17 protein-coding genes and 2 tRNA genes are annotated in these 21388 nt (G+C 65.8%); 6 read left to right on the top strand and 13 right to left on the bottom strand.

Features of this window, described 5'->3' with window-relative positions; genetic code table 11:
- Window positions 1-128: 128 nt before the first annotated feature.
- Window positions 129-2351, top strand: coding sequence for an ATP-dependent helicase (locus B9Z01_RS04085; protein WP_085480937.1), 2223 nt, complete (start codon window positions 129-131; stop codon window positions 2349-2351).
- A 58-nt stretch (window positions 2352-2409) separates the two neighbouring features.
- On the opposite strand, the gene B9Z01_RS04080 is transcribed toward B9Z01_RS04085, so the two are convergent.
- The 8 genes from B9Z01_RS04080 to fdxA all read right to left on the bottom strand — a co-directional run bounded on the left by B9Z01_RS04080 (window position 2410) and on the right by fdxA (window position 7136).
- Window positions 2410-3177, bottom strand: coding sequence for a DUF4088 family protein (locus tag B9Z01_RS04080; RefSeq protein WP_085480936.1), 768 nt, complete (start codon window positions 3175-3177; stop codon window positions 2410-2412).
- Between the two features lie 196 nt (window positions 3178-3373).
- Window positions 3374-3697 (bottom strand): AzlD domain-containing protein, encoded by a 324-nt coding sequence (locus tag B9Z01_RS04075; protein WP_085480935.1) that lies wholly within the window; start codon window positions 3695-3697, stop codon window positions 3374-3376.
- A complete protein-coding gene (locus tag B9Z01_RS04070; protein ID WP_420814644.1) occupies window positions 3694-4428 on the bottom strand; it encodes an AzlC family ABC transporter permease in 735 nt (244 codons plus the stop codon). Before B9Z01_RS04070 ends, B9Z01_RS04075 begins: the two co-directional genes overlap by 4 nt.
- A 303-nt stretch (window positions 4429-4731) precedes the next feature.
- A complete protein-coding gene (locus tag B9Z01_RS04065; RefSeq protein ID WP_085480933.1) occupies window positions 4732-5574 on the bottom strand; it encodes a helix-turn-helix transcriptional regulator in 843 nt (280 codons plus the stop codon).
- A 187-nt stretch (window positions 5575-5761) separates the two neighbouring features.
- Window positions 5762-6238, bottom strand: coding sequence for a CreA family protein (locus B9Z01_RS04060; RefSeq protein WP_085480932.1), 477 nt, complete (start codon window positions 6236-6238; stop codon window positions 5762-5764).
- 234 nt (window positions 6239-6472) lie between these two features.
- Window positions 6473-6548: transfer RNA gene (locus B9Z01_RS04055), tRNA-Asn, on the bottom strand.
- A gap of 62 nt (window positions 6549-6610) precedes the next feature.
- Window positions 6611-6686: transfer RNA gene (locus tag B9Z01_RS04050), tRNA-Asn, on the bottom strand.
- Window positions 6687-6812: 126 nt separating this feature from the next.
- Complete coding sequence (gene fdxA, locus B9Z01_RS04045; RefSeq protein ID WP_085480931.1) at window positions 6813-7136, bottom strand: ferredoxin FdxA; 324 nt, start codon at window positions 7134-7136, stop codon at window positions 6813-6815.
- A 270-nt stretch (window positions 7137-7406) separates the two neighbouring features.
- Here fdxA and pncB point away from each other — a divergent pair, with 270 nt between their 5' ends.
- The 5 genes from pncB to B9Z01_RS04015 all read left to right on the top strand — a co-directional run bounded on the left by pncB (window position 7407) and on the right by B9Z01_RS04015 (window position 13496).
- The gene (gene pncB, locus B9Z01_RS04035) at window positions 7407-8603 is read left to right on the top strand and encodes a nicotinate phosphoribosyltransferase (protein WP_085481177.1); all 1197 of its coding nucleotides are present in this window, start codon (window positions 7407-7409) and stop codon (window positions 8601-8603) included.
- Between the two features lie 219 nt (window positions 8604-8822).
- On the top strand, window positions 8823-9485 hold the full coding sequence (locus B9Z01_RS04030) for a LutC/YkgG family protein (RefSeq protein WP_085480930.1): 663 nt from the start codon (window positions 8823-8825) through the stop codon (window positions 9483-9485).
- A gap of 91 nt (window positions 9486-9576) precedes the next feature.
- On the top strand, window positions 9577-11013 hold the full coding sequence (locus tag B9Z01_RS04025; protein WP_085481178.1) for a sodium:proton antiporter: 1437 nt from the start codon (window positions 9577-9579) through the stop codon (window positions 11011-11013).
- A gap of 48 nt (window positions 11014-11061) precedes the next feature.
- Window positions 11062-12051: a 2-hydroxyacid dehydrogenase gene (locus B9Z01_RS04020; protein ID WP_085480929.1), complete on the top strand. Its 990-nt coding sequence runs from the start codon at window positions 11062-11064 to the stop codon at window positions 12049-12051.
- Window positions 12048-13496 carry a DNA recombination protein RmuC gene (locus B9Z01_RS04015; protein WP_085480928.1) on the top strand — a complete coding sequence of 483 codons (1449 nt, stop codon included), beginning with the start codon at window positions 12048-12050 and terminating at the stop codon, window positions 13494-13496. The genes B9Z01_RS04020 and B9Z01_RS04015 overlap by 4 nt, the downstream gene beginning before the upstream one ends.
- 198 nt (window positions 13497-13694) lie before the next feature.
- Here the strand turns inward: B9Z01_RS04015 and B9Z01_RS04010 are convergent, their stop codons facing one another.
- The 5 genes from B9Z01_RS04010 to B9Z01_RS03990 all read right to left on the bottom strand — a co-directional run bounded on the left by B9Z01_RS04010 (window position 13695) and on the right by B9Z01_RS03990 (window position 20672).
- The gene (locus B9Z01_RS04010; RefSeq protein WP_085480927.1) at window positions 13695-13970 is read right to left on the bottom strand and encodes a hypothetical protein; all 276 of its coding nucleotides are present in this window, start codon (window positions 13968-13970) and stop codon (window positions 13695-13697) included.
- Between the two features lie 117 nt (window positions 13971-14087).
- Window positions 14088-15401, bottom strand: a complete 1314-nt coding sequence (moeA, locus tag B9Z01_RS04005) for a molybdopterin molybdotransferase MoeA (RefSeq protein ID WP_085481176.1) — start codon at window positions 15399-15401, stop codon at window positions 14088-14090.
- Window positions 15402-15462: 61 nt separating this feature from the next.
- Window positions 15463-16089: a molybdenum cofactor guanylyltransferase MobA gene (gene mobA, locus B9Z01_RS04000; protein ID WP_085480926.1), complete on the bottom strand. Its 627-nt coding sequence runs from the start codon at window positions 16087-16089 to the stop codon at window positions 15463-15465.
- Window positions 16090-16100: 11 nt separating this feature from the next.
- Window positions 16101-17210 carry a GTP 3',8-cyclase MoaA gene (gene moaA / locus B9Z01_RS03995; protein WP_085480925.1) on the bottom strand — a complete coding sequence of 370 codons (1110 nt, stop codon included), beginning with the start codon at window positions 17208-17210 and terminating at the stop codon, window positions 16101-16103.
- Between the two features lie 189 nt (window positions 17211-17399).
- A complete protein-coding gene (locus B9Z01_RS03990; protein ID WP_085480924.1) occupies window positions 17400-20672 on the bottom strand; it encodes an Rne/Rng family ribonuclease in 3273 nt (1090 codons plus the stop codon).
- Between the last annotated feature and the right edge of the window lie 716 nt (window positions 20673-21388).

Genomic DNA, 21388 nt, shown 5'->3' with positions numbered 1-21388 from the left:
CACCGGGAATTTCCCGGCGGAGTCATGTCCGGCCGTAGCCCGCAACCCTCCCGCAACCCTCCCGCTGGTCACCGCGCAATCCGCGCCCGCACGTCCCGCAAAAAAGGGCGCTTGTCGCGAGTAGTTGTATGGATATACAGTATGCGTCGCCATCTGAATCCACCCAACGCGCAAACCGATCAGTGTCCACCGTCGCCGAATCCGCTCCGCCGTTCGATACCGCCGCCTGGCTCGCGAAGCTCAATGACGCGCAGCGCGAGGCCGTCGAATACGGGGCCGACACGCCGAACGCTCCGCCCGGCGCGCTGCTCGTGATCGCGGGCGCCGGCTCCGGCAAGACCAACACGCTCGCGCACCGCGTCGCCAATCTGGTGGTGAAGGGCGCCGATCCGCACCGCATCCTGCTGCTGACTTTTTCGCGCCGCGCGGCGCTCGAGATGACGCGCCGCGTCACGCGCATCACGGCCGCCGCGGCCACCACAGCCGGCGCGGGAGCCGCGCTCGCGCAGGGGCTCACGTGGTCGGGCACGTTCCACAGCGTAGGCGCCCGGCTCTTGCGCGAATACGCCGAGCTGATCGGCCTCGCGCCCGCCTTCACGATCAACGACCGCGAAGATTCCTCCGATCTCATGAATCTCGTGCGCCACGAGTTGGGGCTGTCCGCGAAAGAGCGACGCTTTCCGGCGAAGAGCACCTGTTTTGCGATCTATTCACGTGTCGTGAACACGGACGCGTCACTGGGCCAGGTGCTCGAGAGCGCGTTTCCGTGGTGCCGCGAATGGGAGGACGATCTGCGCCGGCTGTTCGCCGCGTATGTCGACGCGAAGCAGAATCAGAGCGTGCTCGACTACGACGATCTGCTGCTCTACTGGTCGCATATGGCCGCCGAGCCGGCCATCGCGGCCGATCTGTCGGCGCGCTTCGATCACGTGCTCGTCGACGAATATCAGGACACCAACCGCCTGCAGGCGTCGATCCTGTTCGCGCTGAAACCGGACGGCCGCGGCCTCACCGTGGTCGGCGACGACGCGCAGTCGATCTACTCGTTTCGCGGCGCGACCGTGCGCAACATCCTCGATTTTCCCGGGCAGTTCGATCCGCCCGCGCGGCAAGTCACGCTCGAGCGCAATTACCGTTCGACCGCGCCGATTCTCGCGGCCTCGAACGCGGTGATCGAACTCGCGAGCGAGCGCTACACGAAGAATCTCTGGACCGACAAGGCGTCGGCGCAGCGCCCGCGCCTCGTCACGGTCGCCGACGAAGCCGCGCAGGCGCGCTACGTCGTCGAACAGGTGCTCGAAGCACGCGAGCAGGGCATGAAGCTCAAGTCACAGGCGGTGCTGTTTCGCGCCGCGCACCACAGCGCCGCGCTCGAGATCGAGTTGACCCGCCGCAACATTCCATTCGTCAAATTCGGCGGACTCAAATTTCTCGACTCGGTGCATGTGAAGGACGTGCTCGCGGTGCTGCGCTGGGCCGAGAATCCGCGCGACCGCGTCGCCGGTTTTCGCGTCACGCAATTGCTGCCGGGTGTGGGTCCCGCCACCGCGGCGAAGCTGCTCGACGAAATCGCGGCGCGCGCGGGCACAGGCACGGGCGCGGGCGATCCGGCCGCGATGGCCACGACAGCCGGCGGCGCGCTCGCCGCGCTTGCCGGGTTTAGTCCTCCCGCGCGTGCGCAGGAGGACTGGCATCCGTTCGTCAAGCTCATGTCGAGCGTATATGGGCGGCAAACGCCGTGGCCCGCCGAATTCGAAATGGTGCGGCGCTGGTACGAGCCGCATCTCGAACGCAATCACGAAGACGCCGCGATCCGTCACGCTGACGTGTTGCAGATGGAGAGCATCGCCGGCACGTATCCATCGCGCGAGCGCTTTCTCACCGAACTGACGCTCGATCCGCCCGACGCGACCAGCGACGAATCCGGCGTGCCGCTGCTCGACGAGGACTACCTGATCCTGTCGACGATCCATTCGGCGAAGGGGCAGGAGTGGCGCAACGTGTTCGTGCTCAATGGCGTCGACGGCTGCATTCCGTCCGATCTCGGCACGGGCAGCGACGAGGAGATCGACGAGGAGCGGCGCCTGCTCTACGTGGCGATGACGCGCGCGAAGGAGGATCTGCATATCGTCGTGCCGCAGCGCTTTTACGTGCACAACCAGACGCATCTCGGCGACCGTCACGTGTGGGCGTCGCGCACGCGCTTCATTTCCACGGCGATGCTGCCACTGTTCGACGCCTACGCGTGGCCGCGCGTGCCGGTGCCGACAGCGCCGAGCGCGGCGGGGCTCGCCGCTGCCGCGCGGGCGAAGCTCGAAATCGGCGCGAAACTGAGGAAGATGTGGGATTGAGCCAGTAGCGCTGCGCGCCTACTCGTGCTTATTCGCCCTTATTCGTCTCTACCCGCGCTTAACGCGACTGCCGCTGCTGCTGCGGCGTCACCGGACGCGGCGGCACGAAGAAATTGCGCAACCACGCGGCGAGCCGGGAAAACACGTCGTACGGCTCCTCGACGAAAATCTCGGGTTTGAGCAGGCGCAGATATTCCATGATCTGCTGCGCTTCCTGCTTCTGGAACGTGCCGTGCGCAATGCCGAGGCGCAAGAGCCCGCGTAGTTCGCCGAGCTTCTCGCGCGCGGTGCTGCCCACGCTCGTCTCGCACGCGACCTTCGCCTCGTAGACGCGCTGGCGCAGCGATTCGACGAGCCGCCAGGCCGGCGTCTGCATCACTTCCTCGAGCGTCTGGATGTCCTGTGCCGCGCTCTTGATCTGCGCGGCGAGCGGATCGACCAGTACCGCGTCGCCTTCGGCTTCCTTGACGATCGCCGCCGCCCAGTCGCGGCATTGCTTGGCAAGCTCCTCGGGCGTCCATTCCGGGCGCGCCGCGAAACCGAAGCCGAATTCTCCCGCCTGCCGCATCAGAATCGCGACGACGTCGGGAAACTCCTTGTCGAGCGTGCGCTTGGCCCATGCGTACTGGCCGCCCTGGAGCATCCGCTGCACCGCGTGCTCGGTCAGCGGCACCATGTTGTCGAGCAGCTTCGCGCGCAAGAAATCCTCAAACGACGGCGTCGCGAATTGCGGATCGAGCTTCAGCGATACCCGCAGAAAGGCCTCGAAGTCCTTGCGCAGCGAAGCGATGGTCTCGTCCTTGAGCTTGAGGGTGATTTGACCCATGTGTTATCCCGTTTTTCTGCCGCGCGGCGCTCGTCGCGTGTCCGGCCGCACGCGGACCAGGGCTACGCGACACCGGATGCCGGCGCGGTTATTCCAGCCTGTTGCCGCGTAACCAGCAGGACGAATCCCGATGCGCGGACCTCGACTGCTTATCGGCGGGGTTGAGGGAAACTTGAGGGGGCCAGCAGCCCAGCGGCTACTTCAGCACGAAGCACTGCCAGACGAAGAACACCGCCAGCCCGACCGCGATGGTCAGCAGCGGCCGGCGCGTCGTCGCACTGACGACGACAGCGGCCAGCGCGCCGACCAGCTGCGGATTGCGCCAGGTCAGCTCGGCGTTGTTGCCGTGCGGGGAAACGGCCATCGGCACGATGATCGCAGTCAGCACGGTGACGGGCACAAAGCTCAGCGCGGTGCGCAAAAGCGGCGGGAACACCAGCCGGTCGCCGAGCACGAATACCGCGGCGCGGATCAGCCACGTAATAGCCGCCATGCCGACGATCAGAACGACGTAGCTCATCGCGTGGCCTCCGCTGTGGTGCGCGAGCCGCGCAGGTTCAGACGCGAGCTCGACAGCAGTACGCCGACCGCAACGCCTGCGAATACCGCGCCAAGTAGACCGAGCTTGTACGGCCACGCCTGCCAGAAAAACGCCAGCGTGCCCGCGGTCGCGGCCGCCGCGATAAAGCGCAGTGCGACCAGTTGCGGCACGACGATCGCAATGAACGTCGCGACCATCGCGAAATCGAGGCCGAGCGATTGCAGGCCGGGGAAGGCCGCGCCGAACAGCAGGCCGACGATGGTCCAGAGCTGCCAGTTCAGATACATCGCCGCGCCCGCGCCGAAGAAATAATACGGGCCGACCGTGCCCGGCTCGCGATGCCGGTAGTGCTCCCACGCAACCGCGAAGACCTCGTCGGTGAGCAGCGCGCCGAGCGCCCAGCGCCAGCGCTTGGGCAGATGCGCGACGTGCGGCGCGAGCGTCGCGCTATACAGCACGTGACGCAGATTGACGACGAGCGTGGTCGCCCAGATCACGGCGAAACTCGCGTGCCCGGCGATCAGGCCGAGCGCGATGAATTGCGCGGAGCCGGCGAATACGATGAGCGACATCAACTGGCCGTGCCACAGATGCAGCGGGCCGGACGTCACGAGCGTGCCGAAAATGACGCCGAACGGCGCGGCGCCGACCATCATCGGAATGATGTCGCGCGCGCCGGCGGTGAATTCTTTGAGATGGCCCGGCCGCATGGGCTGGGCTGGGGTGGAATCGCTCAATCTGGCCTCCTTGATTCCGGAAGCATAGCGGGGACGGGTGCGGCGGGCTTGTACGTTCTTGCGGCGGGGGCGTGGGGGAGGCAGGTGGGTGACGCGGGCGATAGTAGTTGCTGTGGAGGTGCGTAGGGCGAGCCGGGTGCCGGTGGTGGCTGTGGGTGCGCGGGGCGAGGAGGCGGGTGCCGGTGGTGGCTGTGGGTAGGGCAGATGCAATGGTTGCAGCGGTTGCGCCGGTCGCCGCGGGCACAACCGGCGAAGCCCGCGCCCTGTCGCGTGCGCTTACGCTCCGCGCCCGCTCCCTTGCCACTGGCCGGGCGGCACGCCGAACATGCGGCGGAAATGTCGCGTGAAATGGCTCTGGTCGGTGAAGCCGCTCGCGGCGGCGATATCCGTCACCGAGACGCCGGCGCGCAGCGGCGCGAGCGAGCGCTGCAAGCGCACCTGATTGCGCCACGCGTGCGGCGGCAAGCCGGTCGTCTGAGCGAACAGGCGCGCCGCGTGAAACGGCGACAGCCCCGCCGCTTTCGCTACCTCGGCGAGCGTCACAGGCTCGAGCAGATCGCCGGTCAACCGCTCCTGCATGAGCGCGACTCGCGCGTCGTCGGTGGCGATGCGCGCGGGCGCCGGCCGTGTCTGAGAATAGCGCACGAGCAGCGTGGACAGCGCGTCGAGCATCGCAGCCTCGGCGGCCAGTTCGTCGTCGCCCGCTTCGAGCAGACGGTGGGCGTGCGCGAGACGCTTCGCGAGATCGGGATCGCGGATCACGCCGGGCGCGAACCACGGCAATGCTTGCGGTTTGCCGCTCACCTCATTGGCGAGATCGCGGATGAACTCCACCGGCGCATACATCACGCGATACCGCCAGCCGTCCTCGACGGCCTTCGACCCCGTGTGCAGCTCGCCCGGATTGATGACGGGCACGCTGCCCGCCTCGGCGACATGGTGCTCGCCGCGATACCGGTAGCATTCCGCGCCCGCGACGATCACCGGGATCGTGTAAGCGTCGTGCCAATGCGGCGCGAACTCGTGATCCCGATATTCGGCGGTGAGCAGATCCGCGCCGGGCAGCAGCGGTGTGCGCCAGTAGCGGGCGGAATCGCGGAAACGATGGGTGGCGGTCATGACGAAAGTCCGGCTGGACCGATCAGTGTAGCGCGTCGTGAGTGCGCGCGGCGGGTGCCGGTCAAACTGGAAATCCCGCTGGGCGTGCCGGACGGCGACGAAATAATCGGCGGGCGCGTCGCCGGCGGGGACAGGTACAGCGAGACGCGCGGCACGAATGCGTCCGCAGCGGTACTGCGGACGCCAGTCACTTGACGGGGATCGTCGTGCCGGCCGGCATGGGTACGGCGCTTACGCTGTTTTTCGCGCTGCCACTGACGACGCGGTCGCTGTAGGTCAGATAGACCAGCGTGTTGCGTTTCGCATCGACCACGCGCACCACGTGCAGCGACTTGAAGATCAGCGACATGCTCACCGAAAACACGTCGGCCTGCTGCTTCACGGGACCGGTGAAATGCAGCGGCCCGACCTGGCGGCACGCGATCGACGCTTCGGTCGGATCTTCGGCGAGGCCGAGCGTGCCTTTGACGCCGCCGGTCCGCGCGCGCGACACGTAGCAGGTGACGCCTTGCACGACGGGATCGTCATAAGCCTCGACGACTACGCGATCCGAACCGGTGATGCGGAAATTCGTATTGACGCTGGCGACTTCTTCGCTGTGCGCCGAAGACAGCAGCAGTGCGCCGACGGCGGAGAGCGCGATGCGCAACGAGGTGGATTTCATGAGCTTGCCGGGTTGGGTGCCTGGAGTGGAGTGGGCGCGGGAATTGCGCCTCGAAGCTGCCATCGTATAACGGCGTGCGGGCCGAACATGCAAACCTGCGTGGCGATGATTCGCGCCGTCACACCCGGGCTTCGTGTGCCGGGGTCTTCAACACGCGGTGCACGAAATAGCTTTACTCGAAAAAGCAGCCGCTAAAACAAAAAGGCCCGCACGGATGCGGGCCTTTCAAAATTCTGGCTCCTCGACCTGGGCTCGAACCAGGGACCTACGGATTAACAGTCCGGCGCTCTACCGACTGAGCTATCGAGGAACAGTGGTGCAACTTGATCTACATAAAAAAACCCGTCTTGGTTAACGGGCTTTTGCAATTCTTGGCTCCTCGACCTGGGCTCGAACCAGGGACCTACGGATTAACAGTCCGGCGCTCTACCGACTGAGCTATCGAGGAACAGAACAACAACAGCAGAGAAGCGAAATTGTAGAAGCAGCTCATGCGCCTGTCAATACCCTGCGCTTATCCCGATATTAAATCCGGAGCCGGCGGGGCGGGTGACAGGCCAAGCCAAGCCGTTGCTTAGCGCGCGAGCAGCGCGAGCTTTTCCTTCACGTCCTTGAATTCGTCGGCTTCCGGCAACGGCGCCTTGGTCTTCGTGATGCTCGGCCAGTTCTTCGCCAGATCGGCGTTCAGCGGGATGAAGTCCTGCTGGTCCCCCGGCACGTCTTCTTCGGCATAAATGGCGTTCACCGGGCACTCGGCCACGCACACGGCGCAGTCGATGCATTCATCGGGGTCGATCGCGAGGAAGTTGGGACCTTCGCGAAAGCAGTCCACCGGGCACACATCGACGCAGTCGGTATAGCGGCACTTGATGCAGCTTTCGGTCACAACGTGAGTCATTCAGGCAGCTCCTGCATGCGGAATCAGGGAAGGCGCAAACGCCAAAAGCGCTATTGTAACGTAACGTCAAGAGGCGTATGAAGCATCGGGCAGCGCCTTTTATACGTTTTTGTGATTAGTTTATGGCGCGTTGCGCGGGAGCCGCCAGCGCGCTGAATACGGGCGCATTCGGGTAACATGCGTGAGGTTGACGCGCACGGCTGACGTACGCGCGTCCGTTGAATGGGTCGTGTGAGCCCATCCGTTTTCCAGCGGTTCAGTTCGTACATCATGATTATTACTTCGCTGCTCGATACCGATCTGTACAAGTTCACGATGATGCAGGTGGTGTTGCATCACTTTCCCGCCGCGAACGTGGAGTACCGCTTCCGCTGCCGCACGCCGAACGTCGATCTCGTGCCGTATATCGGCGAAATTCGCGACGAAGTGCGCAAGCTTTGCGAACTGCGTTTCACCGACGACGAACTCGACTACCTGCGGCGCATGCGCTTCATCAAGGGCGACTTCATCGAGTTTCTCGCGCTGTTCCATCTGAACGAGAAGTACATTTCGATCACGCCGTCGCCGAAGGGCAATGGCGAAATCGAAATCGACATCAAGGGGCCGTGGCTGCATACGATCCTCTTCGAGATTCCGGTGCTCGCGATCGTCAACGAAGTCTATTTCCGCAACACCCAGCAAACGCCTGACTACCACGTGGGCCGCGGCCGTCTGCTCGACAAGATCCAGCTGCTCGGCGCGCGTCCCGAATTCGCCGACTGCAAGATCGCCGATTACGGCACGCGCCGCCGCTTCTCGAAGCCGTGGCACGAGGAAGTGATCCTCACGCTCAAGGACGGTCTCGGCGAGCAGTTCGCCGGCACGAGCAACGTCTTCTACGCGATGAAGCACAGCCTGACGCCGCTCGGCACGATGGCGCACGAGTACCTGCAGGCTTGCCAGGCGCTCGGTCCGCGGTTGCGCGATTCGCAGATCTTCGGCTTCGAGATGTGGGCGAAGGAATATCGCGGCGACCTCGGTATCGCGCTCTCCGACGTGTACGGCATGCAGGCGTTCCTGCGCGACTTCGACATGTACTTCTGCAAGCTGTTCGACGGCGCGCGTCACGATTCCGGCGATCCGTTCGACTGGGGGGAGCGCCTGCTCAAGCACTACGAGGAGAACCGCTGCGATCCGCGCACGAAGATTCTCGTGTTCTCCGACGCGCTCGACATTCCGAAGGTCCTGCAGCTCTATGAACGCTTTCGCGGCCGCTGCAAGCTCGCGTTCGGCGTCGGCACCAACCTGACCAACGACCTCGGCTACAACCCGCTGCAGATCGTCATCAAGATGGTCCGCTGCAATGGTCAGCCGGTCGCGAAGCTGTCGGATTCGCCGGGCAAGAACATGTGCGAGGACAAGGCCTATCTCGCGTATCTGCGGCAGGTGTTCGGCATCACGCAGCCCGAGGAAGAGGCAGCGAAGTAGGCTGCTTGCCGACGCACCTTGCCGCTGGTTTTTCGGCTCACGGGTCGTTCATGTTCATGGGCGGCTCACGTTCGGATCGTTGCGCTGGATAGCTCTGGCGACCAGTGTCGCCGCGCTCGCGGCGCACGGCAATATGCCGCTCGGCCAGGGTGTTCGCGTGAGAGGCGGCCGGTATAATCCTCGCCATATCGCACGGCTGTCGACACGAGGATCTCGCATATGGACACATCGATTGCCCGCCGCAACATCCTGGCGCGCATCCGCGCAGCACAAGGGCGCGAGCCCGAGCCGAGCGCTTCCGAACGCGAAGCCGCAGCGGACTATCTGGCGCGTCATCCCGCCGGCCCGCGTCCGGACATGCCCGCCGATCTGTGCGCGCGTTTCATCGACGAAGCGCAAAAAATGGCGACCACGGTCGACACCGTTCAAACACTCGCCGATGTGCCCGCCGCCGCGCATCGCTATCTGACCGGGCACGGCTTGCCGTTGCAGGCCATCGCGTGGCAAACGCTGCGCGATCTGCCCTGGGGCGAAGCCGGCCTCACCGTTGAATTCCGCAAGCCGCAAGACAGCGACGTCGTCGGTCTTACCGGCTGCTTCTGCGCAACCGCCGAGACCGGCACGCTCGTGCTGCTGTCGGGTCCTGAGACCTACGCGTCGGCCGGGCTGCTGCCGGAAACGCATATCGCGATCGTGCCGGCGTCGCGCATCGTCGCCGGTCATGAAGAAGCGTTCGGCCTTATCCGCAAGGAGCGCGGCGAGTTGCCGCGCGCGGTCAATTTCGTCTCCGGTCCTTCGCGCACCGGTGACATCGAGCAGACCATCGTGTTGGGCGCGCACGGCCCATACCGGGTGCATGCGATCGTCGTACAGAGTGCCTGAGCGGGCCGCGCGGCGGCGTTTCAACGCGCGTGCGGCACGTGCGGTGCACGTGGCATATCCGGCCGCTCATCATGGCCAGCGCGGCAGCGGTGTGAAAGGGCATGCCGCGCGGGCGAGCCTGTGGCTGGCCGCTGCACTCATGCTCGCGGGCTGGTCGCAACCCACGTTCGCCGCGACGCTCGACGGCGCCTTTCTGTCCGCGCTATGGGGCTTGCCATTCGCGGGCGTGCTGCTTTCCATCGCGGTGTTTCCGCTCGTCGCGCCAGCCTTCTGGCATCACCATTTCGGCAAGGTCGCGGCGGCGTGGGCGCTCGCGTTTCTCGCGCCGTTCGCACTGAGCTTCGGCGCGCATGCCGCTGTCGGCGCGCTCGCGCACGCGCTACTCGACGAGTACATCCCGTTCATCATCCTGTTGACCGCGCTCTATACCGTCGCGGGCGGCATCTGCGTACGCGGCAATCTGCGCGGCACGCCGCGCCTGAACACCGCGATTCTCGCGCTCGGCACCTTGCTCGCGAGCGTGATGGGCACGACCGGCGCGGCGATGCTGCTGATTCGTCCGTTGCTGCGCGCGAACGACAATCGCCGTCACGTGACCCATGTGGTCGTGTTCTTCATCTTTCTCGTGGCGAACGTGGGCGGCTCGCTGTCGCCGCTCGGCGACCCGCCGCTTTTCCTCGGCTTTCTCGAAGGCGTGAGCTTCTTCTGGACCACCACGCATCTCGCGTTGCCGATGCTGTTCGTGAGCGGGGTGCTGCTCGCCGGCTTCTATGCGCTCGACTCGTACTACTTCCACCGGCGCGAAGAGGTAGGCTCGCGTTTTCTCGATCCGACACCGGAGGGAGGGCCGTTCGGTATCGACGGCAAGATAAACTTTGCGTTGCTCGCCGTGGTGATTGCGCTCGTGCTGATGAGCGGATTGTGGCGGCCAGAGGTCGCGTTCGACGTATTCGGCACGCACGTCGCCTTGCAGAACGTGGTGCGCGACGTCGCACTCGTCGGCGTCACGTTGCTCTCGCTCGTGCTCACGCCGCGTGCGGCCCGCGCGGGCAACGATTTCAACTGGGCGCCGATCGAGGAAGTCGCCAAGCTGTTCGCCGGCATCTTCGTGACGATCGTGCCGGTCATCACGATGCTGCGCGCGGGCGAGGCCGGTGCGTTCGCGGGTCTCGTCCACCTGGTCAACGAGCCGTCCGGCGAGCCGCGCGACATCATGTACTTCTGGGCGACCGGCCTGCTATCTTCGTTTCTCGACAACGCGCCGACCTACCTCGTGTTCTTCAACCTCGCGGGCGGCGACGCGCAGACGCTGATGACGAGCGGCGCCACCACGCTCGCGGCGATTTCGGCCGGCGCCGTGTTCATGGGCGCGAACACGTACATCGGCAACGCGCCGAACTTCATGGTGAAGGCGATCGCACAATCGCGCGGCGTGCGCATGCCGAGTTTTTTTGCGTATCTGGCCTGGTCCGGCACGGTGCTGGTGCCGCTGTTCGTGGTGACCGGCTGGCTTTTTTTCAGACACTGATTTCGACGCCGAGGCGATTTCGCTCGACGCGCCCTACGGAGACTTGCAATGCAAAAAATCCTCGTTGCCCGTTCGATCTTTCCCGATGTGATCGACAGGCTCAAACAGTACTTCGACGTCGACTGGAATCAGGGCGACGCTCTGCCCGCCGACGAACTGAAGCGCCGTATCGCCGACAAGGACGGTGCGTTGACCGCCGGCGAGATGATCGATGCGGGCGTGCTCGCGGCGGCGCCGCGTCTGCGTGTGGTGTCGAACATGGCGGTCGGCTACAACAATTTCGACATGGCCGCGTTCAACGCCGCGAACGTGCTGGGCACCAATACGCCGGACGTGCTCAACGAGTCGACCGCCGATTTCGGCTGGGCGTTGATGATGGCCGCGGCGCGGCGCATCGCCGAATCGGAGCACTGGCTGCGCGCCGGGCGGTGGCAGAAGTGGAGCTACGACGGCTTCCTCGGCAGCGACCTGTATGGCTCGACGCTCGGTGTGATCGGCATGGGCCGCATCGGCCAGGCACTCGCGCGGCGCGCGAAGGGCTTCAACATGCGGGTGATCTATCACAACCGCTCGCGCGTCGAGCCGCAGATCGAGGCCGAACTGAACGCGGAGTACGTGTCGAAGCAGGATCTGTTGCGACGCGCCGATCACGTCGTGCTGGTTTTGCCCTACACGAAGGAAAATCATCACACGATCGGCGCGGCCGAACTCGCGCTCATGAAGCCGAGCGCGACGCTCACCAATATCGCGCGTGGCGGCATCGTCGACGATGCGGCGCTCGCCGAGGCGTTGCGCGAGAAGCGCATCGCCTCGGCCGGCCTCGATGTATTCGAAGGCGAGCCGAACCTGAACCCGGCACTGCTCGGTGTGCCGAACGTCGTGCTGACGCCGCACATCGCTAGCGCGACCGAAGCGACGCGCCGCGCGATGGCGGACCTCGCCGCGGACAACCTGATCGCCGCGCTCGGTGAAGGGCCGCGCGCCGGCCAGCCGCCGAATCCGATCAATCCCGACGTGATCGGCAGGGCGCGTTCATGACAATGATTCTGGTGGCGGCCGTCGCGGTGCTGGCGGTCGCCCTGGTGATCGCGCTGGCATTGCTCATGCGCGGGCATGGCCGTACGGAACAGAGCGCGCAGTTCGAGCTGTTGAACGAACGCCTCGATGCCGTCGTCGACGCGCAGGCGCACACCGCCGAGCGGCTCGAGCGGCAACTGCGCAACGACATCGCCGAGACGGCGCGCGTATCGCGCAGCGAGCAAAGCGGTGGTTTCGCGCAGTTTCAGCAGACGCTCGCGGCGCAGTTCAGCAGCATGACGACGGTGCAAGGCGGCAAGATCGACGGCTTTGCGCAGCAGCTCGACGCGGTGCGGCACAGCTTGCAGGTGCAGGCGCAGCAGGCGCGCGACGAGCAGGGCCGCTCGCTCAAGCAGTTCGGCGACACGCTGAGCCTGCAACTGGGGCAGCTCACCGAGGTGAACGACCGGCGTTTTGCGGAAGTGCGCGCGACGATCGAGCAGCGGCTCAAGGATATCGAGGCGAACAACGCGGCACGGCTCGAGGAAATGCGCCGCACCGTCGACGAAAAACTGCACGCGACGCTCGAGCAGCGCCTCGGCGAATCGTTCAAGCTTGTCTCCGACCGCCTCGAACAGGTGCATCGCGGCCTCGGCGAAATGCAGACGCTGGCGGCAGGCGTCGGTGATCTGAAGCGTGTGCTCACCAATGTGAAGACGCGCGGCACGTGGGGCGAAGTGCAGCTCGAAGCATTGCTCGAACAACTGCTCACCGCCGATCAATACGCGAAGAACGTCGCGACGGTGCCGAAGAGCGCCGATCGCGTCGAGTTCGCGATTCGCCTGCCGGGGCGCTCCGAACCGGACGGCGCAAATGCGCCCGTGTGGCTGCCGATCGACGCCAAATTTCCGCGCGAAGACTACGAGCGCCTGATCGAAGCACAGGAGCGCGCCGATCCGGTCGCGGTGGAGGAAGCATCGCGCGCGCTCGAAGCGCGGATCCGCGCGGAGGCGCGCACGATCGCGGAGAAGTACGTGGCGCCGCCGCACACCACCGACTTCGCGCTGCTGTTCCTGCCCACCGAAGGGCTCTACGCGGAAGTGCTGCGCCGGCCCGGGCTGTCGGATCTGCTGCAACGCGACTATCGCGTGACGATCGCGGGGCCGACCACGCTGACCGCGTTGCTCAATAGCCTGCAAATGGGTTTTCGCACGCTCGCGATCGAAAAGCGTTCGAGCGAGGTGTGGCAGGTGCTCGGCGCGGTGAAGACGGAGTTCGGCAAGTTCGGCGACGTGCTCGCGAAAACGAAGGCGCAACTCGAAACCGTTACGCGCTCGATCGAGGCCGCGCAAACCCGCACGCGCGCGATGGATCGCAAGCTGCGCGATGTCGAGGCATTGCCGGGCGAGGACGCGAGCGGGTTGCTCGGCGATGCGCTTTCGGGCGCGGGGCCCGACGAGCAGTGAAGAGTGCGGTGTTGGGGTAGGGCGCTGAGTCGGGCGGGATACCGAAGGGCCGCGTTTTCCCCGGTGTTCGGGAGTGCAGACGTTGAGGTCCCGGTTGCAATGAAGATAGACGTGAGGTTTTCGAACTGCGCGGGTTCGCAGGTCAACGCGAAGATCGCGCTGGTGTCCACGGGGGTGGCGGCGCGATCTTCGCGGGCATCATGCTTCTTCCGGCGCGTCGGTCAGATGAATTTCGATGCCGCCGAAGCGCGATGCAACCCAGTTGTACGCATGGCATGCGATCCACAGCAGCACGAAGCCGAGAATCGCGTTCAGCAGCAGCGCGCTGAACACCGTGCTCAGTTCCACCGAACCGTAGCGCACGAACGCGACCACCACGCCGAGCAGCACGATCGGCACCGAGAATGTCAGGTACACAAGGATGAGCGCTTTGGCCGTCTGTCCAGGTGCGATGAACGAGATCTGTTTTTTCATGTAAGTCAAACCCGTGTGTGTCGTGATAGTAGTAGGTGAAGTCGCCTGTGGCCGTTAATGGTTGCAGAGGGTCGCCGACGGTTGCTGATAATTGCCGATGGATGCGCCGCGCACACGTCAGATGAGGCCGTCGAAAAGCATGATCGAAACGCGCTCCCCCGCGGCGATGTCGCCTTCGTCGTGGCCGAGCGCGATAAAGCAGTTCGCTTCGCTCATCGAGCTGAGCACGCCCGAGCTTTGCGAGCCGGTGGGCGTCACATGCCAGTCCCCCTGGGCGTCCTGTTCGGCGACACCGCGCTGGAATTCGCTGCGGCCCGCGCGCTTGCGCAGCGCCTCGCGGCTCGTCGCGTGAATCACCGGCAGCGGCCGCGGCGTCGCGCCGGACATCTGCAGCAGCGCTTCGCGCACGATCTGATAGAACGTCACCATCACGGCGACCGGATTGCCCGGCAGGCCGAAGAATAGCGCAGGCTGGCCGAGCCCCGGCTGCGCGCCGGACCAGATGCGGCCGAACGCGAGCGGCCGGCCGGGGCGCATCGCGAGGCTCCAGAAGGCGACGTCGCCGAAGGTCTGCAGCAGTTGCTTCGTGAAGTCGGCCTCGCCGACCGACACGCCGCCCGAGGTCAGCACCACGTCGGCGTTGGCCGCGGCGCTGCGCAACGCGGCTTCGAGCGCGGCCGGTTCGTCGCGCACGACGCCGAGGTCGAGCGCGTCGACGTTCAGGCGCCGCAGCATCGCAAACAGCGTGTAGCGGTTGCTGTCGTACACCGAGCCCGCGTCGAGCGGCTCGCCGAGCGAGCGCAGTTCGTCGCCGGTCGAGAAGAACGCGACGCGCAGGCGCCGCCGCACGCTGACTTCGTTGATCCCGAGCGACGCCAACAGACCGAGGTCCGACGCGCGCACGATGCGCCCGGCACGCAACGCGATCTGCCCGCGCGCAAGGTCTTCGCCGGCGCGGCGCCGGTTCGTACCCGCCGTCACGGCGCTGGCTGCGAAACGGATCGAAGCGGCGTCCGCGCTACGCTCCACCAGTTCCTGCGGCACGACGGTGTCGCAATCGTCGGGCATGCAGGCGCCCGTCATGACGCGCACGCATTGGTCGGCCGCGACGCGGTGCGTGAACGGATGGCCGGCGAGCGCCTTGCCGGCGATCGTCAGCTCGACGCTTTCCAGGCCGCTCTGCGCGCCGTTGGCGAGCGCCGCGCGATTGAACGCGTAGCCGTCCATCGCCGAATTGTCGTGCGCGGGGACGTCGATCGGCGACACGATATCGGCGGCGAGCACGCGGTCGAGCGCGTCACGCAACGCCACGCGCTCGACGGCCGCGAGCGGGGTTGCCCATTGCCGGACAATCGCCTGAGCGGCCGAAACGGGTAGCGCGTGAGGATCGTACTGCGCGACGCAGCGGGAAAAGTCGTTGAGCGTGGTCATGAAGAGCGGGGCGTCGCGACCGGAGAGGGGCGCGGCCATTGGCGGGCAGCCGGAGCGGATGTCAGCCGGGACCTCGATCACGTTCGAGGTCGGCGAGTTCTTGTAACGAGTTGGCATTGTAAAACGGGCGCTCGTCGGCAAAGACGACTTCGACCGTCTTGTGGCGCGCGTACCACGCGCGGACTTTGCGCTCGTGGTTGGCCAGGAATGCCGCGAGGTCGTCCGCGAGCGCCGTGCGCAACAGCGCGAATACCGGATGCAGCGATGCTTCGCCGCGAGCGTCGACGGTCGTGACGGTGGCGATGTCGGCCTGGTTCGCTTGCAGCGCGTGCGCGAGGCGCGCGGCGAGGTCGGCGGGCAGCCACGGGGAATCGCAGGGCGCAGTGAGCAGATACGCGGTGCCGGCAGCGCGCAGCCCGGCGAGCATGCCCGCGAGCGGGCCCGGGAACCCCGGCAGTGTGTCGGCGACGACGGTCGCGCGATAGGCCGCGCCGAGCGCAGCATAGGTGTCGGAATGGCGGTTCGCGCTGATCAGCAGCGTGCCGGTTTGCGGTGCGAGACGCCGCAGCACGTGTGCGGCGAGCGGCTCGCCGTGCAGCGTCTGCAAGCCCTTGTCGACACCGCCCATGCGCGTGCCGCGGCCGCCCGCGAGCACGAGGCCGGTGATCTGTTCACGTGTGATTTGCATGCGCCGGCCGCTCAGCCGCCGATGTAGGACATTTCGACGCGGCGTCCGGCGTGTTCGTCCGGGTCGGCCGGCTGGCTGCCGCGCAGTTGCGAATAGCGGTCGTTGCGGCCCTGCCAGATTTCGGCGATGGCGGTGGCGATTTCGGCGTCGCTCGCGCCGCCGCGCAGCAGCGCGCGCAGATCGTGGCCGGACGACGCGAACAGGCACAGGTACAACTTGCCTTCGGTCGACAGACGCGCGCGCGTGCAATTGCCGCAAAACGCGCGCGTCACACTCGAAATCACGCCGATCTCGCCGCCGCCGTCGACGTAGCCCCAGCGCTGGGCCGTTTCGGCGGCGCTGTGCGCTTCGAGCGGTACGAGCGGGAAGTGCTCGGCGATGCGCGTGACGACGTCGGCGGACGGCAGCACTTCGGTCATGTTCCAGCCGTTCGAGGTGCCGACGTCCATGTATTCGATAAAGCGCAGCACCGCGCCGGTATCTTTGAAGTGACGCGCCATCGGCACGATTTCGCCGTCGTTGGTGCCGCGTTTGACGACCATGTTGACCTTCACCGGCGCGAGCCCGGTCGCATGCGCCGCGGCGATGCCGTCGAGCACGTCGGCGACCGCGAAGTCGGCGTCGTTCATGCGGCGAAACAGCGTGTCGTCGAGCGCATCGAGGCTAACGGTCACGCGGCTGAGCCCGGCGTCCTTGAGGCTGCGCGCCTTGCGCGCGAGCAGCGAGCCATTGGTGGTCAGCGTGAGGTCGAGCGGGCGGCCCGCTGGTGTGGTCAGCCGGGCGAGCCGTTCGATCAGGAATTCGAGATTCTTGCGCAGGAGCGGCTCGCCGCCGGTCAGACGAATCTTCTCGACGCCATGCGCGACGAACAACTGTGCGAGCCGTTCGATTTCCTCGAAGCTCAGGAGCGCGCTGTGCGGCAGGAATGCGTAATCCTTGTCGAACACCGCGCGCGGCATGCAGTAGACGCAGCGGAAATTGCAGCGATCCGTCACCGAAATGCGCAGATCGTGCAGCGGACGCGCGAGCGCGTCGTGCAGCTCGCCGCTAGGCGTCTGCGCCGGGCCGGCGATAACCGGAGCCGTGCTGAGATCGGCAACAGGAATGATGCGTCGGGACATGAAATGCTTCGTCGGATGCTTGAACGGGTAGCGAATTATTCATTCTATCGGAAATGCTTCCAGCGGCAGGCACGCTGCGGGCCGTGTCGGGGTATACGGGGAGCGGCATAGCGCGCCCGCCGCGCCTCGCGTGTTCCAGAATGAAAAAAGCCCGCCGGGGAGGCGGGCTTTTGCGGACAACAGCGCAGCTTACTGCTGATGCTTGATCGTTTCGACCTGTTGCATCGGTGCGCTGTCGACGGGGGGCAGCGGCTTGCGCTCACGTACCACGCGTGGTGGCTTGACCGCCTGCGCCGCCACTTCCTGCGCGGCGCGCAGCTTGTCGGCGTCGGTGTTCACCCAGATCAGGCCGGCCTGTTCGAGGATCGGCTTCAGTGCGTCAGCCGATGCGGCGCGGCTCACAGGTGCCTGCTGCGCTTGCTGGACTGCTTGCTGAACTGCGGCGGGCGCCGGCTCGGCCACGGCCGGTTCTGCTGCGACCGGTTCCACCGCGACGACTGGCTGCGGTTCGGCGATCTCGACTTGCGGAGCCGGTTCGGCGGCCGGTGCCGCGACGACGGCGGCCGGAGCAGCGGTTGCGACCGGAGCCGGGGCGGCTTGGGTTTCCGGTTGTGTTTCCGGTTGTGTTTCCGGTTGCGCTGCCGGTTGTGTTTCGACTGCTGGTGCAACCGGTGCTTCAGCCTGAACCGGAGCCTCGACACGCGCGACCGGTTCGGCCAGCGAAACCGTTTCGCTCGCGGCGGGCACAGCCTGCGACGCTGCCACCGGTGCTTCCACTGCCGGTTGCGGTGCAGCCGGCGCCTGCTCGAGCGGCACGGCCTTTTCGATCTTCGCTGCGTTTTCCGCGGCTAGCACCGGCGTTTCGGCTGTCGCGTGCAACTCGGTCACGACGACGGTTTCCGTCGCAACAGCGGCGACTACCACTTCGACCGGCGTCACGTCCTTCGCTTCGCTGACGTCAGCCTTGTGCTCGGCCGGCTGCGCGGCGCGCACAGGCGCTTCGTCGCCTGTGCCAACGGTTTCGCCAGCGTTTTCGCCTTCGGCTTCCGCGACATCCGCGGCGAGGTTGCCGTTCACATCCTCTTCGCGCTCACGACGGCCGCCGCGACGGCCACGACGGCGACGGCGACGCTCTTCGCCTTCACGCGCCACCGCTTCCTGATCGACCGGTGCGCCGTTTTCGTCCACCACGATGCGGTTGCGGGTCAGTTCGTCGGCCGCGGGTGCTTCGGTTTGCGTCAGCGCTGCTGCTGCGGCTTCCGCCTGCGGCTTGCGACGTTCACCGCGCTCGACGCGTTCGCCACGCTCACGGCGCTCGCCGCGTTCCTGGCGTTCGGCGCGCGCTGCGCCCTCGGCAGCTTCCGCGCGTTCGGCGCTACGGTTGTCGCGTTCGCGGCCCTCGCGTGGCTCACGCGCTTCACGCGGCTCGCGGCCTTCACGAGCCTCACGCGGTTCACGGTTGCCGCGCGGTTCGCGGCCTTCGCGTGCTTCACGGCCTTCGCGCGGTTCGCGTTCCTCGCGACGCTGCGACGGCTGCTGACCTTGCCCTTGACGGCCGCCCGTCATACCTTCGCCGCGGGCTGCCGCATCGCGGCCGCCTGCGCCGCCACGGCGGTTGCGGTTGCGATCGCCGCCACGCTCGCCCGCGCGCTCACCGCGCTCCGTGCGTTCGCCGCGTTGCGGACGGGCCTGCTTGTCGGTCGTAGCCGGCGCGGCGGGCGCCGGTGCGGCCGCTTGCATGCCGAACAGATTCTTCAACCAGCCGATGAAGCCGCCGCTCGCCTGCGTCACCGCGACCGGAGCCGGGGTTGCCGCCGGACGAACCGCTGCGCTCGGCGCCGGCTTCTCGGGCGTGATGCCCTTGACCGCCGCTTCCTGCTTCGGCTTCACTTCCTCGGTGCGCTTGCTGTAGCCGGTTTCCGATTCGAGCTCGCGGGCCGCTTCCTCGGCCATCTTCCACGACGCGCGCGGGTCGTCGAGGCGCGCGTCGTCGTGACGCAGACGCTCGAGCTTGTAGTGCGGCGTGTCGAGATGCTTGTTCGGGATCAGCACGACGTTGACCTTGAAACGCGACTCGATCTTGTTGATTTCGGCACGCTTCTCGTTCAGCAGGAAGGCGGTCACTTCGACCGGCACCTGGCAGTGGATCGCCGCGGTGTTTTCCTTCATCGCTTCTTCCTGAATGATCCGCAGCACTTGCAGCGCGGACGATTCGGTATCGCGGATGTGGCCCGTGCCATTACAGCGCGGGCAGGTCACGTGGCTGCCCTCGGAGAGAGCCGGACGCAGACGCTGGCGCGACAGTTCCATCAGGCCGAAGCGCGAGATCTTGCCCATCTGGACGCGCGCGCGGTCGTGCTTGAGCGCGTCTTTCAGGCGCTGCTCGACTTCGCGCTGGCTCTTGGCCGATTCCATGTCGATGAAGTCGATCACGATCAGGCCACCCAGGTCGCGCAGGCGCAACTGGCGGGCGACTTCGTCGGCGGCTTCGAGGTTGGTGCGCGCGGCCGTTTCCTCGATGTCCGCACCCTTGGTCGCGCGTGCCGAGTTCACGTCGATCGCGACGAGCGCCTCGGTGTGGTCGATCACGATCGCGCCGCCCGAGGGCAGCGGCACCGTGCGCGAGTACGCGGTTTCGATCTGGTGCTCGATCTGGAAGCGCGAGAAGAGCGGCACGTCATCGTGGTAGCGCTTCACCTTGCTGACGTTGTCCGGCATCACGATGTCCATGAAGGCGCGCGCCTGGTCATGGATTTCGGTCGTGTCGATGAGGATTTCGCCGATATCGGGCTGGAAGTAATCGCGGATTGCGCGGATCACGAGGCTCGATTCGAGATAAATCAGCATCGGCTGGCCGGCCGTGCCGCTTTGCGACGCGGCTTCGATCGCGCGCCACAGTTGCATCAGGTAGTTCAGGTCCCATTGCAGCTCTTCGGCGCTGCGGCCGATGCCGGCCGTGCGCGCGATGATGCTCATGCCTTCCGGCAGTTGCAGCTGCGCCATGGTTTCGCGCAGTTCCTGACGGTCGTCGCCTTCGATCCGGCGCGACACACCACCGCCGCGCGGGTTGTTCGGCATCAGCACCAGATAGCGGCCGGCGAGCGAGATGAACGTGGTGAGGGCCGCGCCCTTGTTGCCGCGCTCTTCCTTTTCGACCTGGACGATCAGTTCCTGACCTTCCTTCAGCGCGTCCTGGATGCGTGCGGAACGCATGTCGACGCCGTCGCGGAAGTATTGGCGGGCGACTTCCTTGAACGGCAGGAAGCCGTGACGATCTTCGCCGTAGTTGACGAAGCAGGCTTCGAGCGACGGCTCGATGCGGGTAATGATGCCTTTGTAAATATTGCCTTTGCGCTGTTCGCGGCCGGCGGTTTCGATGTCGATGTCGATGAGTTTTTGCCCATCGACGATGGCGACGCGCAGTTCTTCCTGCTGCGTCGCGTTGAACAACATGCGTTTCATTGAACGGCTCCAGAGCAGCCTCGCCGGCCCAGCTGCGCGGTTGTCAGTCGCGAAAGCGGAGGAGCAGGCGTGCCACGTCTTTATTGTGTTTTCACAAGCACGCTGGAGCGGGAAAAATGGCGGGAGAATTGCCTGAGAGGGCCCGGCCCCATTAAAAAATGGGCGCGGTGCCGCAGGGCACATGCGAACACGGCTTCAAATAACGACCCGACACGCCGCGGGTTCTGCCGGCAGACTTTCATAAGCCTTCGTTCTTCCTCGCCGAGGCGCCAACTGGGCGCGCGGGCAGAGGCCGAAGGCTGCGGTCATGCCGCAGCGGGAAGTTCGCGCAGGCGGCGCGTCTTTTCCTGCTGGGGGTGTCTCGCCTCATTTTGACGTCGCCATGTCTTGTACTTTCTACAAAACGCCTCGGGCGCACGCCGTATTTTCGCGACTCGCAGCTTCGTACCGCGGGGCATCATGCCACCCGAACGCGAAGCTGAAAGTTAAATTCTTTTTTACCAAAATTCCGTTACCGTCGAAGCCGGCCTTGGCCGAACGCGCCTGTGGGCGCCGTCCCTGCCGGGGGCTGACTTCGTGCGTGCAACTTGTTGCATCTCATTTTCAGGGTGAGCAACCAGACCCCAGCGCAAGTAAAATAACGGTTTATCGCTTGCGCTCGCGCAATCCATCCGCATTCCGGACGCTGTGCGGACACTGCGCCGTCTGCCGCAGAC

The sequence above is a fragment of the Paraburkholderia susongensis genome, from assembly GCF_900177725.1.
Taxonomy (GTDB): Bacteria; Pseudomonadota; Gammaproteobacteria; order Burkholderiales; family Burkholderiaceae; genus Paraburkholderia; species Paraburkholderia susongensis.
The sequence above is the reverse complement of the archived record's forward strand: the minus strand, read 5'-3'. Positions and strand labels throughout refer to the sequence as shown.